The sequence below is a fragment of the Paenarthrobacter sp. 2TAF44 genome (assembly GCF_052114885.1).
In the GTDB taxonomy this organism is placed as follows: Bacteria; Actinomycetota; Actinomycetes; order Actinomycetales; family Micrococcaceae; genus Arthrobacter.
On the sequence record NZ_JBFRFP010000001.1, the window covers coordinates 511673 to 529792 of the forward strand.

Consider the following 18120-nt stretch of genomic DNA (forward strand, 5'->3'; position numbering starts at 1 on the left):
CACAGAAAGAAACCATGAGTCACCTTAATGACAACGGCGAGAACACCGAAAACGCCGAAAACACAGTCGTTACCGCTAACGGTGCAGTCCGAGGCTTTCGGCACGACGGAACAACCGCGTTCCTGAACATTCCCTACGCCGCAGCCCCGCTAGGCATCGCCCGGTTCCAAGCTCCGCAGCCGCACGCACCCTGGCTGGGTGTGAGGGACGCCACCAATCCGGGGCCGAATGCGCCCCAGTCCGAACGCAAACTCGGCAACGTGGACATGTCCGCCTATTTCGGACCTGGGTGGGTCCGCGGAGAGGACTACCTGACCGTAAATGTCTGGACGCCTGAAACAGAGGGCGAGCGGCTGCCGGTAATGGTCTTCGTCCATGGAGGCGGATTCGTGGCTGGGTCCACCCGCTCGGAACTCTATGACGGCACAGGATTTGCCCGTGACGGCATCGTCCTGGTGACCCTGAACTACCGCCTGGGCATCCCCGGTTTCCTCGATCTTCCCGGCGCGCCCGCAAACCGGGGTGTGCTCGATGTGATGGCCGCCCTACGCTGGGTGCAGGAGAATATCGCTAAGTTCGGTGGTGATCCCGCCAACGTCACGCTCTTCGGCCAGTCCGCGGGAGCCACGATAGTCAGCGCAGTATTGGCCGATTCTCAGGCCGAGGGCCTGTTCCGGAGGGCGATCGTCCAGAGCGGCAGCGGTTGGGGGGCCTTCACACCGGAGCAGGCCGCCCGGGTCACCCGCGCCGCAGCCGAGGCGTTGGGGATCGAGCCCAGCGTCGAGGCGTTCGCGAACATCCCGGATGAGGACCTCGTCGACATCATGCCCAAGCTGTCGGGCATCGACCTGCAGACCGAGACCGCTGGCGACCCGCTCATCGGCCTAAGCCCGTTCAGCGTCGTACTCGACCAGCAGCCGGCGGAGGCGGTCGCCGACGGACGCGGCGGCGCCGTCGACCTGCTCGTGGGGATCAACACGGAGGAAGGCAATCTTTATCTGGCTCCATTTGGGAACTTCTTCACTTCGACCGAGGCAGACGTCGACGCGGCCGCGGTGCGCTCCCACCGGGATCCAGTTCGATTGGTGGAGGCCTATCGCAAAGCCCGGCCGCAAGCTTCCTTCGGCGAGCTGCGCTCCGCCATCATGGGAGACGCTCTGTTTGGCGCCGGCAGCTGGCGTCTCGCCGACACACATGCCGAACACGACGCCTCCGGCACATATAGCTATTTGTTCGCCTGGCGATCGAACAGCCTTGAGGGAGAGCTCGGCGCCACGCACGCCATGGAGCTGCCTTTCGTCTTTGACAACATCGGGCTGCCGCAGCTGCGAGGCCACAAAGCCCTCCTGGGTCCGGATGATCCGCCCGCTGAACTGGCCGCCCGCGTGCACGCCGCCTGGGTGGCATTCGCCAGGACAGGCGATCCGGGCTGGGAACGGTACGACACCGCCCGTCGGGCAACCCTCCGCATCGACGACGGCGTTTGGGCTGTAGAAGAGGACCCCCGCAGTGAGGAACGCAAGGCGTGGCGCTGAACCCCGGTCGCTCCGCTGAGCGGCCCGACCCGCAGCCTGGCAGGCATTCGATCCACCCACCCCTATTCAAGGAAGAAACTCTATGAGCAGGACAATCGTCAGCACAAAGCATGCGCCGGTTACCAGCGCGCCCCTTTCCCAAGGTGTACGTAAGGGACCCATCCTCCAGATATCGGGCCAGCTTCCGTTCGATCTCCAGACCGGTGCCGTCGTCGGTACAACCGTGGCAGAGCAGACGACGCAGGTCCTAAGCAACATCGCCGCAGTGCTCAAGGCAGGAGGGGCCAGCATGGAAGACGTCGTCATGCTGCGGGTCTACCTGACTGATCCGGCCGACCTGGCCGAGATGAACGCGGCGTATGCCGTGGCTGTGGGCGAGCCCTTTCCTGCTCGCACCACCGTCTACATGCAGCTACCCCCTGGGCTGCTTGTTGAGATCGATGCCTTGGCAGTACTGACCGACTGAAACAATGGGGCACCGCTGGCGGTAGCTGGCTATGATTACAGGTGCTAATGTTTCAGCCCCTTGGAGGCTCGTGTGAATGAGCGCGTGACACAACACGGCGCGATCACGGGAGTCGAGTGCGGTCTCGGTCACCCGCTTGTCGGGCGAGCGATAGAGGCCGCGCGCCTCGGTGGCCTGGTGGAGTCCATGCTGTCCAGCAGCCAGGTCCTGGTACTTACCGGCGACCCGGGCGCGGGCAAGAGCATCCTCTTGGATGGCACCGCGGTGCGTGCACGCACGGCTGGCCACCAGGTGCTGACAGCGACCGGCAGCGAGACGGAGACCTATCTCGCTTTCGCCGGGCTGTACCAGCTTCTGCGGCCCGCCCTGGCCGTTGCCGAGAGTCTGCCGGTTCGCCAGCGCGCCGCTCTGCTCGGGGCGTTCGCTCTGGAGCCCGCTCCAGACATTCCAGACATGATGCTCCTTGGCGTAGCGGTCCTGACCTTGCTATCTGATCTGGCCGACCGAGGGCCTGTTCTGGTCGTGGTCGACGATGCGCAGTGGATCGACCGGGCGTCTCTGGACGTGTTAGCGTTCGTCGCCCGGCAGTTGGCCGACGAACCGATCACCCTGTTGTTGGCTGTTCGGATTGGCGACTCGCTTCCGGGGTTCAGGGAGCACCGGATGCTCATGCTGGGGCCGCTCGATGAAGCGGCGGCCAATCAACTGCTCGAGGTGGCGCAGCCCCAGATCCTGGACGGTCGACTGCGCTTGGAGATCCTCGACCAGGCGGCAGGAAATCCGCTCGCCCTGATTGAGCTGGCAGGTGCGGCAATTCGCTGGCGGGAACTGTCTTCCAATACGGCAGCCGGTCCGCTGCCTCTCACCGAGCGGCTGGAGCGGATCTATGCCGCACGACTGGAGGAGCTGCCCGAGGATACTGAGCGTGCACTGGTGCTGTTGGCAGCTGCGGACGCGGCGGACTCAGCGACGGCCGTGTTCCTCGGACTGCCCGACCTGGGAGACAAGGCATGGTTGCCTGCACAGCATGCGGGGCTGTTAAGGCAGGTGGGCCGGCAGATCAGATTCCGGCACCCCCTCATCCGCTCGGCCGTGTACCATGCAGTGTCGTTCGATGCACGGCAAGATGCCCATCTGAGACTGGCCGAAGCACTGCGCGAGGAGCCTGACCGACGCGCCTGGCACCTGGCCGCGGCTACTGCCCACCCAGACGCGGGAGTGGCTGCCGCATTGGAGGAGACTGCGGGCCGGGCCAGACGGCGCGGCGGTTATGCGGCGGCGGCCAAGACTCTGGAACGGGCCGCCGAGCTCGCCCCGGAGCGTGAAGAGCGCGCGCGGTTGCTGGTAGCCGCCGCAGGCGCGGCCGTGTTCACGGGCCAGCTCGCATGGGTGGAGGAACTCACCGCCCAAGCCCGCGGCCTCACGGACGACTTCGCACTCCAGGCGGCCGCATCGCACCAGGCGGCCAAGCTGATTACGCTGACTATGCATCACAACGTGGCCTACGCTGCGCTCACGCGCACCGCATCGCAGCTCTCGACCACGGCACCTGAGTCGGCACTCGACATCCTAGGCGACGCCGCCGTGGCCCACTTCTACTCTGGCGAAGAATCGCAGAGGTACGAGATACAGCAAATCCTCTCGCTCATCGCCGAGAACCCGCCAGACGCATCCCTGCGGGCGTGGGTGCGGGCCCTTGCTGATCCGATCCACAGTGGTGCAGACATTGTCCCGGCACTGCCAGGGATGATCCGTCAGGAGAAGGACAGGCCCGACCGGCTGATGAACCTTGCCATCACGGCCTGGCTGCTGGATGAGACTCCCCTGGCGGTGAGGACCTTCGACATGGCCTTGGACCTGTGGCAGACCCGCGGGCCACTCCCAAATGGACTGGGCTGCGCCGCCGCCCTGGCCTACCTGGAACAGGGCCGGTGGGCGCGGGCCCGCACCGTGTGCGCAGAGGTAGCCTCTGTGGCCGCGGTAACCGGACTAGAGCACGCCGCGGCGTGCGCATCGGCCGTCGAAGCCATGGTATGCGCTTTTCAAGGGGATGCCTCCCAAGCGCGTACGCTGGCTGAAAATGCCCTTGCTCTGGTCGACCCGCTCGAGAGCCGGTCCGTCACTGTCTATGCCCGACGGGCACTTGGAGCAGTCGCGGCAGCAGAAGGCGACTATGGTGCCGCCTACGAGCAGCTGCGCATGGTTTTTCGCGCTGACGGCGCCCCTCTGCATTATCACGCATCCTACGCAGCTCTCGCGGAGCTGGCCGCCGCTGCCGCGCGCAGCGGCCACATCAACGAGGCCGCTGCGATCGTTGAGCGCTGTGGCCAGCAGCTTGGCAGCAGCGCTTCAGCGCGTCTGAAGGCGCTGTTGAACCGAAGTCGTGCGCTGCTCTCCGACCCGGAGCAGGCCGAATCCTGTTTCAACGCCGCCCTGTCGGACACCACGCTCGAGTTATGGCCTTTCGAACGGGCACAGACGCTCCTGGACCACGCTGAGTGGCTACGGCGCAGGCGCCGCATCGCCGAAGCACGGCCCGGGTTCACCTCGGCGCTAGAGACTTTTCGGCGACTCGGCGCCCGACCATGGATCGAACGCGCCCAGGCGGAACTGCGCGCGTCCGGCGTTGACGTCGTCGATGCCGCGCCGGACGCACTAGCCGAGCTCACGCCGCAGCAGTGGCAGATTATCCGGCTTGCAGCCCGAGGACTCAGCAACCGCGAGATCGGCGAGAGACTCTTTCTGTCACCCCGAACGGTCGGCTCGCACTTGTACCGCACATTCCCCAAACTCGGCATCACAGCCCGCGCACAGCTCCGCGATGTCCTCGAAAGCGCCCCCTCAGCCAACGGTGCAGTCATCTGACGCATACCGCCCCGCGCGCTAGGCAGACCAGAATTGTCAGAGGCCGATCGAAACCATGACCGGCTCGACGGCGGCAGGGTCGCCGTCGCCAATGAAAGGGGCGACGACCGTGCGGGAAAGATCGGCAGCGGCCTTGTGGGGCCGGTTCCTAGCTTCCGACCCCGGGTTACTGCGCCTGGTCTCTGCTCTCCGGGTAACTCTGGCAGTCCTCCTTACGCTGGGTATGCTGACTGCTCTGGCGCAGCCTGTCCAGGTGGTAGTGACTGGTGGATTCAGCGCCATGGTCGCCTCGCTCGCCACCAGCGACGTCAGCGCCCGTGACCAGATGCTCACCCTGCTGGGCGGTCTGATCACCTCTTTCGGCGGCCTCACAGCTGGAACGCTGCTGGCACCTAGTCCCGCCGCGGCGGCTGTGGTCTTTCCACTGCTGATCTTTGTGGCCGCCTATGCTCGCAAATTCGGCCCGCGCGGACTGGGACTGGGAATCTTCGGCGTCATGATGCTCTTTCTGGCGCAGGTCACCAAGGCAGCGCCCGGACAGTTACCGGAACTGGCAGGGGCTCTCGGCATGGCCATCACGGCTGACGCCCTGGCGCGCTTCGCGCTCGTTCCGACCAGGGTTCAAAGCATTCTGCGACGCCTGCAGCAGGCGTTCGACAGCCGTCTGCGCTCTGTGCTGGAAGCGACGATCGAGCTCCTGGAAACGCGGCGCGACGATACACGGAGAGTTCGGGCATTGGAACGCACCATCAACCGCCTGCACGTGTGCGCGCTGCTGATTGAAGACGTCATGGACCGATGCCACGTGGATAAAGCCACCGCTGACACGCAGTTGAGGATCGCACGTACCGAAAGCGCTGCGCGCCGGCTTGCCGTTCTTGCAATGCGCTTGACGCGTATGCCCCAGCTGCCCAGCGATGGGCAAGCCCACACCCGCGAGCATCTGGTTCGCGAGATACGGGCCCTGTATGACTGCTTGGTGAACTCCGATGAAGCCTCATACGGAGGAGTACGCGAACGGCTGCTGGACTATTCGGCGCATCCGCCGGCATTCGCCCCTCCGGAACTGCAACACAGCTATCAGGGAGTAGGCGAGCTGGCTCTGATGGTGTTCGGCCATCACTCGGCACCAGATGCTGCCGCAGCGGGGGCTACCGGCAAGCCGCGGCGAGCCCGCGCAGAGGGTCGAACCACCCGTCAATCGTTCCAGCTCGCGGCGGCTACTGCACTCGCCGGAGCCGGTGGAACCTTGCTCTCACCGGATTTATGGTACTGGTCCGTCGCCACAGTTTGGGTGGTCTTCATCAGGGTGGAGAGCACCGGGGAGATCCTGCTTCAAGGCGCCAGGCGATTGGCTGGCACAATCCTGGGCGTGGTGTTCGGCTTCTGGCTCGCGGTCCTGTCCAGCGGTAGCTCTTCCAGCGGGCTGTGCCTGCTCCTGCTGTGCCTCTTCGGGATGTTCTACACGCCTCCGGCCGCCTACTGGGCTGTGACCTTCTTCATCACCGGCGCGCTTAGCGTGCTCATTTCGCTCCTCCATACCTTCACGATTAGTTTGCTCGTGCTGCGCATCGAGGAGACAGCGCTCGGCGTCGCCTGCGGGGTAATCGCTGCGGTCCTTATCCTGCCTATCAGTGCTCAACGAGTGAGCAACGACCGCTTGGTCGAGCTTATGCGCGCACTCCGCCGCGTCACCCGTCACGCCATTGGCAGCCTCGACGACAGGCACCTTGCCCGGGGGCTGTCCCAGGATCTGCGGGAACTCGATCAAACGCTGGAGGCCTTCCGCAGGTCCTGCCTGCCGATTGCCCACCCGGCCAATCCGCAACGCCGACGGCGGGCCCGTGCCCGCGCCCTGATCGGACTCTTGGATGCTTGTGGGTACCACGCCCGAAGCCTCGCGGCCTTGGTCGAGCGGGTTTCGGACGTCCCACAGGTTGCCCGACTGGGGAGCGCAGAGCGGAGCATCTCAAGCACTGTCGAATGTTTAACCAGACAACTCGATGAATTTGGAAGTTCGACGCCGAACCGCGTTGGAAGTGCCTCCACGATCACCCTGTCACTGCTCGCCGACGAGTCGGGCCTGCCCAGGAAGCGCATATCTCCTAGCCAACGGCTGCTGCTGCATGCTGAACGTCTGGACGCTGCCCTGCAGACCATTGGCACCACCCTGATGCCAATGACCCCGGCGACGCCGCTGTGTCCAGCTGACGGGCAGGGGTTATAGGACAAAACGTGTGTATGGGACGAGCTTGCTTTCCAGTGATCGCGCGGAAAATCCGGAGTAGCTAAGCTTTTGAAGCTTAGGGTAGCTGGGGTGCTTGCACATCTCTGGAATGCTTGATTTGTGGCTGCGGGATGGTTCGGAACGGGAAAACCGGTGCCGGTAAGCACCGTTACCGGTGCCTGGAGTGCGGGGTGGGCCGCCCTGGTGAGTCCTGATGTAAGCCGCCGGGCTGAATTGGATGCGTTTCTGGGCTGGCAGTGGTGCAATACCGAGAAAGAGGCCGCATGACCTGCCCTGCTCGCCCGGCTCCCCTCCCCGACCATCGTGGTCACCGGTGGCGGCTCCGGGATCATGGCGGCCCTGTCCGAGTGCTGGAGTGAGACCGCGGTTCAGCGGTGCCTCGTGCACGCCCAACGGAAATCAACACTGGTGGACCGGGACGCGCAACCCGAACTTGGTCCAATGCGGCTGAATGCTGGAGGTTTAGGTAAAGCGCACGCCTGGAGATGTAGCAACAGGAAACATATGGAGCCGGGGCCCGTCCGACAGCAGCATGAGAGAACCCGGAGCCCAAGGTACAGAAATTAGGCACCTCCTGCTCCCGCATTTCCCACCTCGCGGGCCGGCACGGGCAGGACCCGTCAAGGCGGAGCCGTCTTCGAGTCGCTTTCGTTATGCTATCTGGATTCGTTCATCGCCTAGCTCAACCTCGACACGCAGCCGGCCGCCCAAGGCCTCGACGTACTTTCGCAAAGTGTCGACCTGGGCGCGATCAATGTCACCGTGCTCGATGCGGGACACCCTGTTCTGGCTGACGTGCAGGCGGTCGGCCAGCTCGACCTGTGTCAGGTCAGAGGCCTCGCGGAGCTCCCGAAGCCGGTAGGCCCGTACCTCATCGAGCATGCGCTTCTTGTGGGCATTCACAGCTGCCCGGTCAACGGGACGCTTTGCCAGTAGTTCCTCCATGGACTTCGCCATTATGCGCCTCCTTTCAGAATCCTCATATGATAATCGAACAGGTCATCAGCAACCGGAATGTTCGTCCTGTACCACTTGCTCCAGTTGCCCGCTTTGTCCCCAGCGACAAGCAGGATCGCCCGCCGCTCTGGATCAAAGGCAAACAGGATTCGCAGTTCCGAACGCCCGCTGGATCCCGGCCGCAGCTCCTTCATGTTCTTGTGCCGTGAACGAACCACTGTGTCGACCAACGGTCGACCAAGTTGAGGTCCGCGCTCAGCGAGAAGCTCCAATGCGGCAACTATCTGCTCATACGAGTCTTGGTCAAGATCTAACAGCCACGTCTCAACGAGTCCCACGTCAACATTCCACATCGAATCCATGGTACAACTCAGGCGTTCTACAACTCAAGAGCTATATCGTGTGGAGCGTCACTTGCTGGACGTGCACTCAGAGGCGCGGTTCCAGTAAGTGATCCGCCAGTGGCTGTCCATCCCGATCACCGACTGGCTGATCTCATCCAGCAGCTGCGCCTGAGTCAGCAGATCCTCATGCTGTTCCTCCGCCATGGAGTCTCCGGGTTCTCCTTTGAAAACGGCCGCCATCGCACCATCGGTTAGTTGCTGGGTATAAGGTCACGTCGCCTTAAGCGGGAGATCCCCCTGCCGCGGCCATGCCGGCATTCCCTGTTCGAGGCAGTTCACACCGGCCGCTGGAGGCGGAACCGGCGAGGTTTTCCGGATTCAGACGCAGGAGTAGTCATAGTCGAAGCCACGAGAGACATACTGGGTAAGGGTGACTTTGCCTCCTCCGGTCAGTGGCGCAGCGGCGCACATACGTTTGGCTGACGTCAGCGAACTCGCGCCGGCTAGCCAGCTTCTGGCCGTGTAAAGCGAGCTTGACGGCGGAACTGTGCCCACTATTTGCGACCACTGGCTGGTGGTGGAGTAGATTCCGGTCGTTGCACCGATGTCTGCGAAATAGGCCACCATTCCTTCCAGATCCGCACGGTTGGAAGCCTTGTCGGCGGACCAGCTGTTGCCCGTTTCGACGTCGAGCCACCACATGTATGAGCCCGGAGTGCTCACGCCTCGGATGTTTGCATCGTCATATGCTTTGGCATACCCATACATATACGAGCAGGCAGCCCCAAAAGATCCGCTCGTGCACTGGCCGTAGGGGTTGCTCACAGTAGTTCCGCCATAAGTATTGCTTGTGGGCCACCAGGAGCCGGCCGATCCCGGATTGGCAGTATTTACGTAGAGCGCGACCTTGGGTTGCGCGGTAACGCCAGTCGATGAACCGGCCCAGGACAGCTCGGTCGCGAGGCAGGGATTGGTCGTGTTGGCGGTGCCATTGTTGACGCCAACAATTCCAAAGGTCTGGCCTTTAGGCAGCGCCTTGCCGCACTGCGGCCATGAGACGTCATTGCCTGTTTCGGGGGGTGTCGCGGCCTCCGCAGGGACGCCGACGAGCATCAACAGCATGGCTGCAAAGGCGGCCATCGGATAACGAAACCGGATTAGCATCGGCGTGGTGCGGGTGATGTTCACAGTCGGCCCCATTTCGGCTCTATGCAATCAGGTACCAAGCATGAGACTCCCGCCAGCACGCGTCAAGGTAAGGCGGGTTGACTCGCTAGCGTGACGGAAGGAACCTTATTGGCAAACTCGTCGATCTCGACATGCTCAGCCGATGATGTCTTGAGCCGCAACGCTGCGGAGGCCATGAATATGGATCGGTTGCTCACGGCATGTCCGCCGCGGCCCAAAGGGCACCGGCGGAGATGATCTGCCCGTCCTTAATGACGGTACGCGTCCTGCTTTCGTCCCAGAGGACCGAGGGTTCGTGGAAGGGATTACCGTCCAGCACCACCAAGTCTGCGCAGGACCCCTGGGCAATGCGTCCAAGGTCACCACGCCGAAGCAAGGCCGCGTTGGTTGATGTTGCCGACCGGAGTGCGGCGTAGACGCCAAGAACTTCACACTGCAGGCGGAGTCCGGCCAGTTGCTCATCCTCCAGCTCACCCATGAGGTCTGTTCCAAACCCAATCCGGACCCCGGCATCTCGGGCCAGTGCCACGGCGTTCCTCCCGGCCTCCAGCACTTCCCGGTTCTTTTCCGCTCCCACTTTGGTGAGGCCGACTTCCTCTCCACGCCGGTCCATGGCCTCGTAGGTCACCAAGGTGGGGACCAGATAGACGTCGTTGTCGGCCATCAACCGGGCGGTTTCCGCATCCAGCAGGTTACCGTGTTCGATGCAGCGAACCCCGTTAAGTACTGAATGGCGGATGGCCTCGGGCGAGTAGGCGTGAGCCGTGGCGTAGCTGCCCCGGCGGGAAGCCTCCTCCGTGACAGTGCGGATTTCCTCCGCACTGTACTGCGGAATCCGAATCGGATCGACCGGGGAAACGACCCCTCCTGAAGTCATGAGCTTTATGGCGGACGCACCTGTGCGGAATCGATGACGCACGGCCTGCAGCAGGTCATCGACGCCATCTACCACTTCGCACATGTGCCCGCCATGGAAACATCCCCCGTCGTTCGCGGCCCGGATATCGCCGTGGCCGCCTGTTTGGCTTAGCGCCGGGCCCGTGAAGAAGTAGCGTGGCCCGGGGTACAGACCCTCCTCGATGGCGTTGGCAAGGCCAATATCCCCACCGGCAACGTCACGAACCGCAGTGAAGCCGCGGAGCAGTGCAGCCGCGAGGCGCCTTGCGCCGGCAAGTGCGGAATAGCTCAGTGGACCCGTCTCGTTCCTGGCGGACGTCAGGCTAAGGGCGTAGGCATGAAAATGCGCATCGATAAGTCCTGGAATCACGGTTCGGCCGCCAGCGTCAAGGACGACATCGGTCTCATCCACCTCCCGCCCTATGGCTGTAATCCGGCCGTCCCGGATGCTGATAGAGCCCTCAAACAGGTCAGGTGATTCGCCGTCGAAGATCAGGGCGTTCCGTACTGTCAGAATTCCGGAAGTGGTCACGTGTTGTTCCCTTCGTATTGCCTTCGCGGGCGGGCCCCCAATGGTGCCCGCCCGCGAAGGAGCTAGTTGGCGGTGGTAAGGGCTTCTTCGAGCAGATGGACAGACCGCCTTGCGACCTCCAAGGCTGCGTCCACCGAACTCTGGTCATAAGTGCCGTCAGGGCCGAGGAAATTCATCGATCCGATAGTCTGGCCGTTGCTCACGACCGGAATGTTGACAATAGCGCCGCAACCCAGTGACTCGATGGTTGCCGAATCAAAGAAGAACGTGCGGACCGCTTCCTTGTCCGCCCCCAGGAACGGCTGCTGTCCATTGATCACCTGCTCCAGCCACAGCCGGTTCGTGTCCCCCGCAAGGGTCTTCCTCCCGCCCACCGGATAGACATCCGGATGTGTGGTGTAGACGCGGGCCATACTGGCGCCATTATCGGCAATGACGGAGGCGGTAAAGAGCGTGACGCCGACTGCTTCCCGGGCGTGGGCGTACACGTCGTCAAAGGATTCAAACTGAGAACTCATAAAGTCCCTTCTTTCTCTTGATGGGAACCCATCCACTGGCGTTGCTTAGTAGCCGTAGTGCGTCTTGGCGAAGTCCTCGGTGATGAAGCCGTTGACGATGTCATGGGTGATGTCTTCGCGGGAGCGCTTGGAGACGTCTCCGAAGCCGCCGCCCCCTCCCACGGCGAGGCGGACGACGTCGCCGGCTTTGATCTTGTGGGCGTTCGCCTTCAGCGTGCGGATCTCATCAGCGCGGCCGGGGTTGATCACAACTTCCGGGCCCTGGGCGTCTGATCCGCCGAAGAGCCCCCAGGCGGGGGTCTTTGACCGTTCGAACCAGAGTCCGACCACGCAGTCGGCCAGGAATTCGTATTCGCGTACCACGCCGTTGCCGCCGCGGTACTGTCCGGGGCCCCCGGAGTTGGGGCGGATGGAGTACTCGTTGATCCGGAACGGGTAGCGCGTTTCCAGCATCTCGATGGGAAGGTCCTTGAGGGAGCCGTTGACGTTGTTGATCATGGCTGATTCCCCATCCGTGCCCTGCCAGGCACCCCAGCCGCCCAGAGTTGCCTCCATTGTGACGAAGTTCCGGCCGAAGCGGGCGTCGAAACCGGCAGCGGTGATGATCATTGAGTCGCCGTGGCTGGCGCTGGCGACGCGGTCCGGCATGGCAGGGGCCATTGCCTTTGAGACGAGGTCGATCAGCAGCCCAAGGTGGGAGAAGTACCACTGGCATGGAGCTGGCGTCACGGCGCCGAGCACTGAGCCGGACCGAACCTGCGTGGTCATTGGCCGGAAGGAACCGCCGTTGGAGTTGGACTCGGGGCTGACAAGGAGTTTGTAGCCCACGCGCAGTGCCGAGACAGCCTGGGCGGCACCACAGTTAACCGGCCCCGTGGTCTGGTCCGCCGATCCGGTGACGTCGAAGTCAACGGTGTCGCCGGCTACAGTGATCCGCAGCTTGATCGGAATGGGAGTGTCCAGATTGATGCCGTCGTTGTCCAGGAAACCCTCGGCTTCGTAGACCCCGTCCGGGATATTGCGGACCGTCGCACGCTCAATTTCCTCCGTTTGGCGGAAGATCTCATCCCGGGCGGCATCCAGCTGCTCCATTCCGTACCTGCCCACGAGCTCCTTCATCCGGGTGGTCCCCATTCGAAGGGCTGCGATCATCGCGTGCATGTCACCAATGGTCTGGTAGGGGAAACGCACGTTGGTCCGGATCAGGTCCACAACCGAAGTCTCGATTCCGGCTTCGACCAGCTTCACAGGCCCCATCCTGAAGCCTTCCTGGAAGATATCCGTCGAGTCCATCGAGCCGCCGACATCCTTGGATCCCATGTCCATCCAGTGAGCACGCGTGGCCGCGAATCCGACCACTGCGCCTTCGTCGAAAATAGGAGCAAAAAGGGTCACATCGTTCAGGTGGGTGCCGCCCAGGTATGAGTCGTTGAGGATCCAGATGTCTCCCTCCTGCCAGACCGCGCGGCCATACATCTCCTCCACAGCGATCGAACAGGTTTCGAGGTTGCCGAGGAACAGCGGCAGGCCAGCGGACTGTCCGAGCACGCGGTGTTCGGTGTCCAGGAGGGCCACGACGCAGTCCCCGCCCTCATAGAGGATGGGTGAGTAGGCGGAACGGATCAGTGTGGCGTTCATGTCATCGGCTGCGCTGGTGAGAGCGTTGCGGATGATTTCCACGGTGACGGGATCCAGGGTTTTGACTGCTTCAAGTGTCATTTTTTTGGTACCTCAGTTTCCTTCGACATCTTCTGAGCGGATGATTAGTGAGCCGAACTCGTCGACCTTGACGTTGAACCCGGGGGGAACCACGGTGGTGGCGGTCTGCTCCACGATGATGGCGGGCCCTTCGAATGTGTGGCCGGCGCCGAGGTCGTCCCGGCGGACCACGACGGTGTTGTGCTCGACGTGGTCAAAGACCACACGGCGGATTTCGTGCTTGAACTCCGGGCCCTGTGCAGTGACGTGACTGGGAGCTTCCAATCGTCCAAGGTCACCGACGGCCTGCGTCCGCAGCGTGACGATTTCGATCGGGGCGCCGAGGTTGGAGTGGCCGTAGCGCTCGTGATACATCGCGGAAAAGCGAACAGCGAGGTTTGCGACGAAGTCTGGAGACTCGGGTTCGTCAGCGGACGTCAGCGGAACGTTGAGGGAGAACTCCTGCGATTGATAACGGACGTCCACGGACGCCGTCGTGGCGCGGCTTTCCTCCGGGACCCCTTCCGAGACCAGTGACGACAGGCCCTCGACCTCCATTGAGCGCAGGATGCCGGCCATGTCCGCCACATCGATGTCTTCGTCGAGGTAGAAGTAGGGCTCGGAAAAGTCCTTACGGATGTTGGTTTGCAGCATGCCCCATGCCGAGAAAGCGCCCGGGAAGCGCGGAACGATCGTTTCCGGGATGCCAAGTTCCTTAGCGAGGAAGACGGCGTGCATGGGGCCGGCTCCACCGAAGGCCACGAGGGAGAAGTCGCGGGGTTCGATGCCCCGGGAGATGGTAATGGTCCGGATGGCCTGTGCCATCTGCGAGTTGGCGACGTCGCAGATGCCTTCGGCCATGGCGATGGGGTCCAGGCCGAGCTGGTCACCTACTGTTTTCAGGGCTTTTATCGCGGCTTCACGGTCCAAGGCGACTTGTCCCCCGGCGAACCAGTCGGGGTCGACACGGCCGAGCACGAGGTTGGCGTCGGTAACGGTGGGTTCCGTCCCGCCGCGGCCGTAGCAGGCCGGTCCGGGGTTTGCTCCTGCAGAACGCGGTCCGACACGCAGGCCGCCGGCTTCGAGCCAAGCGACGGAACCGCCACCAGCGCCGACGGTGTGGATGTTGACAACGCTCATGAGCATGGGCAGACCTTCAAGGTGGGCCTCCGTGGAGACATCCGGTTTGCCGTCAACCACCAAGGAAACGTCAAAGGATGTGCCGCCCATGTCCACGCCGATGAGATTGCGGTTTCCCGAGACACCCGCCAGTTCGACATCGCCCATGGCACCGCCGACCGGGCCCGAAAGCAGTGTCTGCAGAGGACGCTTACGGGCGGACTCGGCCGTGAGCACACCTCCCGAGGACTGCATGATGTGCAGCGGGGCTTCCACTCCCCGGTCAGCGAGTTTTTCTTCCAAGTCCAGGAGGTAATTGCGTACCACCGGTCCCGTGTAGGCCTCGACGACGGCGGAAGACGTGCGTTCGTATTCGCGCCATTCCTTGGCTGCTTCGTGCGAAAGGGAGACTGTGAAGTCTTCGCCGAGTTCCTCGATCAGGATTTCGCGGGCCCTGAGTTCGTGTGAGGGGTTCTTGTAGCTGAACAGGAATGCAACGGCGACGGCGCCGTAGCCCTCCTCCACTGCCCGGCGTGCGGCCTGGCGGACTGCCAGTTCGTCCAAGGGCACGAGTTCCTGGCCTTGACTGTCCAGCCTGCCACCGACGCCGATGACGTCCTTGCGCTCGACCAGCGGGGCAGGCTTGCGGTACTGGGCATTGTAGAGCTCAAGACGGGGGCCACGGGCAATGTGATAGGTATCTTCGATGCCGGCCGTGGCCAGCAGTAGCACGGGAACCCCCCGACGTTCCAGGAATGCATTCAGGCCCTGGGTAGTGCCGTGCACCAGGAAATCGATGTCCGATAGATCATCAACTATGGATTCGAGGCCTGAGATTACTCCGGCACTCAAGTTCCCCGGCGTGGTGGACGCTTTCGTAGCCGCGTAGGTTCCGGCGTCCTGGTCGTACGCCACAATGTCCGTAAAGGTTCCGCCGATATCCATCGACACCCTGTAGTTCGGCATGTGTTTCTCCTCATGGTTCTGGAATGGAACGGTGTGTGAGAGATCACGCTACATATGCAGCCCACCAGTCAGGTGGGCATACTGCATGATTTGGCTATGGCTGAACGGGCAGAGTGCATAAAGGCGCTTGGCAGGTACGCCCTGCTCAGATCCGCAACAAGCCTCTTCCACCTCGACTGAGCGGTGCCCGTTGAGAAGGGCAGTGCTTTACGCCCAAACGGGCGAATCAAAAAAGTGCAAAGTGAACACTGCCTGAGCGCCCCTCGTTTGTACTGTGATTGCAATCACTCGGCCGGAGGCTAGGACGGCCTGCTCCGAGTGGAGGCTTGGATGAGCTGCTCCGAGGTGACTTCCTTGATATCCGGACTGTTCTCCGTGCACAGAATCACTGCGTGTACTTCTTATCCCGTCCAAAATATCGGAGGTCAAGACATGTCCAGTATCGACCCACTCATTTCAGGGCAAGCGCCCGGGACGGCGAGCCCACCTCGCTCCATGGCCGTAGGGCACGCGTTCCGCGACATGCCTTTCGGGTCCATCCACTTGAAGATCTGCGCGGTCCTCTTCTTCGCCTTCGCAATCGAAGCCTGGGAAATGCTCATGCTCACCTATGTTGCTGGTGATCTGGCTACCAGCCTGCAGGTCGGCATGACGGAGGTAGGAATCGCCATCTCGGCACTCTTCCTGGGTATGATCCCAGGGTCGCTGATTTGGGGGCCCATCTCTGACCGGATCGGGCGGAAAGCCACGTGCGCCTGGAGCTTCGCCGGTTATGGTGTCTTCACCCTGCTGAGTTGCTTCGCACCAAACTTTGAGACCCTCTCGGTGGCTCGCTTCCTCTCCGGGCTGTTGTTCTCCGGCGTCTTCACCGTGACTTTCCCCTATTTTGAAGAACTGCTCCCGGTTAAGGTCCGCGGAAGGGCGACGGTCTATCTTGCTGCAGGGTGGCCGATTGGTATCCTGGCCGCCCTCGGCACCGCTGCTCTGATCGGAGGGCACGGCTGGCGCTGGGTCATTGCCGTTAGCGCACTTGCGAGCCTGTGGGGCATCGTTCTGTACAAGGTGGTTCCAGAATCCCCGTACTGGCTCGCGAGGCGGGGGCGGAACGAAGACGCGCATGATGTCCTTGACCGTCTGGGGGCAGCCAGCATCTCCCGCGGCACCATTTTCACCGTGGCGGAGGACGAGAAGCAGTCCATTTGGGGCCTCTTCAAAAAGCGAATGGGCCGGATCACGATCATTCAGGTCCTCATCAACTTCACCTTCTCCTGGGGCTACTGGGGACTTCAATCGTGGATGCCAACATTGCTTGAAGGGCGAGGACTGAGTGCCTCATCAAGCTTTTCCTTCATCGCCCTAAGCGCCGTCCTCATGATCCCCGGATACATGACGGCGTCCTACCTGACCGGACGCTTTGGCCGTAAATGGATATTCACGATCTACGTCCTGGCGGCGGCTGCCGGCGGATTCTTCTTCGGAACAGCCTCGACCGAGACCGAGATGTATATCGGCATGTTCTCTCTGGCGTTCTTCGCCCTGGGTGCCTGGGGTGTCTGGGACACGTGGCTGGGCGAGCTTTATCCCAGCGCGCTTCGTGGCTCTGGTTACGGGTTCGGGATTTTCGGTCAGCGCGTCGCAAATACGGTCGCACCAAGTCTTGTCGGTTTCCTCCTGGCATCCGCCACCGGAGCTACCTCGACAATTCTGTTTATCAACATGTTCTTGTTTGCCACAGTCATCCTTGGCCTGTTCTTGCCCGAAACCGAAGGAAGTGAATTGGAATGATCACCCCAACCGACAATCTCGACGCTCTCTCGCAGAACGTCCGAATCCTATGGATCAACCCGCTCTACACCGACGTGTACAACCGGGCGATGGCGGAATCCTTCCGCCAGATAGTCCGTCCCGGCACCGAGGTTGACGTCGTCTCCCTTGAGGGAGAGGGCCCCTCCCATGTGGAATACAACGCTTTCGAAGCACTCATGCTTCCACAGCTATTGCGCACGGTGCGGTGGGCGGAAGAAGAAGGCTATGACGCCGCCGTCATCGGTTGTTTTTACGACCCGGCGCTGCGGGCGGCCCGTGAAATCACCGATCGCATGGTGGTGGTGGGCCCGGCGCACTCGGCCCTGAGCATCGCCGGCAGTCTGGGAGAGCGATTTTCCATCCTCGTCGGCCGGAAAAAGTGGATTCCCGAGATGGCCGAGAACGTCCATCGTTGCGGCGCATCAGAGCGTCTTGCTTCATGGGGCGTGCTTGAGATGGGCGTCGATGACTTCCAAGCGGACCCGGTACTCACGGAGAAGCGGATCATGACCGAAGCCCGCAAGGCTGTGGAGCAGGACGGCGCAGACGTGGTCATCCTCGGCTGTACGGCCGAATTCGGATTCTTCCGAACGGTTCAGGAGGAAATTGGCGTACCCGTGATCGACGCGACTGTGGCCCCGCTCAAACATGCCGAGCAGCTCGTCGACTCGGTCCGTCGGTTCGGTTGGACGCACAGCAAGCGCCTGGGCTACGACGGGCCCACGGCCCAAGAACGCCAGCGGTTCTTCCCTGCTCTCGAACCAAAGCACATAGTGTCAATGACGACGGTGTCCGCGTAAATACATTGCCGGCCCGTCACGCCGACTGCCGGCGCGTCACCGAGCCCCTCCACCCCCTACAGCCTCTTTGGGCGGAGGTAACCCGAGACCCTCGCTTGCCTTGTCATCCCCCGGTCGACGCAGGCGAGGGTCTCCTCGGGGGTTCGCCAGCAATTGAAGGAATCAAAAGTGGAAACTCAGC

The 18120-nt window shown here is 62.5% G+C and carries 15 protein-coding genes; 7 read left to right on the plus strand and 8 right to left on the minus strand.

Annotated elements, in window-relative coordinates; genetic code table 11:
* The first annotated feature begins 14 nt into the window (after positions 1-14).
* The 5 genes from AB4Z15_RS02225 to AB4Z15_RS02245 all read left to right on the plus strand — a co-directional run bounded on the left by AB4Z15_RS02225 (position 15) and on the right by AB4Z15_RS02245 (position 7308).
* Positions 15-1535: a carboxylesterase/lipase family protein gene (locus AB4Z15_RS02225; RefSeq protein ID WP_442015859.1), complete on the plus strand. Its 1521-nt coding sequence runs from the start codon at positions 15-17 to the stop codon at positions 1533-1535.
* Between the two features lie 82 nt (positions 1536-1617).
* Positions 1618-2001, plus strand: coding sequence for a RidA family protein (locus tag AB4Z15_RS02230; protein WP_442015860.1), 384 nt, complete (start codon positions 1618-1620; stop codon positions 1999-2001).
* 84 nt (positions 2002-2085) lie between these two features.
* Positions 2086-4866, plus strand: coding sequence for a helix-turn-helix transcriptional regulator (locus AB4Z15_RS02235; protein WP_442015861.1), 2781 nt, complete (start codon positions 2086-2088; stop codon positions 4864-4866).
* A gap of 109 nt (positions 4867-4975) precedes the next feature.
* Complete coding sequence (locus tag AB4Z15_RS02240; protein WP_442015862.1) at positions 4976-7093, plus strand: FUSC family protein; 2118 nt, start codon at positions 4976-4978, stop codon at positions 7091-7093.
* Positions 7094-7206: 113 nt separating this feature from the next.
* Positions 7207-7308 (plus strand): IS1/IS1595 family N-terminal zinc-binding domain-containing protein, encoded by a 102-nt coding sequence (locus AB4Z15_RS02245; RefSeq protein WP_442015863.1) that lies wholly within the window; start codon positions 7207-7209, stop codon positions 7306-7308.
* A gap of 457 nt (positions 7309-7765) precedes the next feature.
* Here AB4Z15_RS02245 and AB4Z15_RS02250 read toward each other — a convergent pair whose 3' ends face one another.
* The 8 genes from AB4Z15_RS02250 to AB4Z15_RS02285 form a co-directional block, all read right to left on the minus strand.
* The gene (locus AB4Z15_RS02250; protein ID WP_442005023.1) at positions 7766-8071 is read right to left on the minus strand and encodes a helix-turn-helix domain-containing protein; all 306 of its coding nucleotides are present in this window, start codon (positions 8069-8071) and stop codon (positions 7766-7768) included.
* The gene (locus tag AB4Z15_RS02255; RefSeq protein WP_442015864.1) at positions 8071-8433 is read right to left on the minus strand and encodes a type II toxin-antitoxin system RelE/ParE family toxin; all 363 of its coding nucleotides are present in this window, start codon (positions 8431-8433) and stop codon (positions 8071-8073) included. Before AB4Z15_RS02255 ends, AB4Z15_RS02250 begins: the two co-directional genes overlap by 1 nt.
* Positions 8434-8481: 48 nt before the next feature.
* Positions 8482-8619, minus strand: coding sequence for a hypothetical protein (locus AB4Z15_RS02260; protein WP_442015865.1), 138 nt, complete (start codon positions 8617-8619; stop codon positions 8482-8484).
* A gap of 174 nt (positions 8620-8793) precedes the next feature.
* Positions 8794-9555 carry a hypothetical protein gene (locus tag AB4Z15_RS02265; RefSeq protein ID WP_442015866.1) on the minus strand — a complete coding sequence of 254 codons (762 nt, stop codon included), beginning with the start codon at positions 9553-9555 and terminating at the stop codon, positions 8794-8796.
* Between the two features lie 241 nt (positions 9556-9796).
* A complete protein-coding gene (locus AB4Z15_RS02270; RefSeq protein ID WP_442015867.1) occupies positions 9797-11032 on the minus strand; it encodes an amidohydrolase family protein in 1236 nt (411 codons plus the stop codon).
* 62 nt (positions 11033-11094) lie between these two features.
* Positions 11095-11550 (minus strand): GAF domain-containing protein, encoded by a 456-nt coding sequence (locus AB4Z15_RS02275; RefSeq protein WP_442015868.1) that lies wholly within the window; start codon positions 11548-11550, stop codon positions 11095-11097.
* Between the two features lie 45 nt (positions 11551-11595).
* Positions 11596-13269 (minus strand): hydantoinase B/oxoprolinase family protein, encoded by a 1674-nt coding sequence (locus tag AB4Z15_RS02280; protein ID WP_442015869.1) that lies wholly within the window; start codon positions 13267-13269, stop codon positions 11596-11598.
* Positions 13270-13281: 12 nt separating this feature from the next.
* On the minus strand, positions 13282-15333 hold the full coding sequence (locus AB4Z15_RS02285) for a hydantoinase/oxoprolinase family protein (RefSeq protein WP_442015870.1): 2052 nt from the start codon (positions 15331-15333) through the stop codon (positions 13282-13284).
* A 432-nt stretch (positions 15334-15765) separates the two neighbouring features.
* On the opposite strand from AB4Z15_RS02285, the gene AB4Z15_RS02290 reads away from it, so the two are divergent.
* Entirely contained in the window at positions 15766-17118 is a 1353-nt protein-coding gene (locus tag AB4Z15_RS02290; RefSeq protein WP_442015871.1) for an MFS transporter, read from the plus strand.
* Positions 17115-17939 (plus strand): aspartate/glutamate racemase family protein, encoded by an 825-nt coding sequence (locus tag AB4Z15_RS02295; protein WP_442015872.1) that lies wholly within the window; start codon positions 17115-17117, stop codon positions 17937-17939. The genes AB4Z15_RS02290 and AB4Z15_RS02295 overlap by 4 nt, the downstream gene beginning before the upstream one ends.
* The last annotated feature ends 181 nt before the right edge of the window (positions 17940-18120 follow it).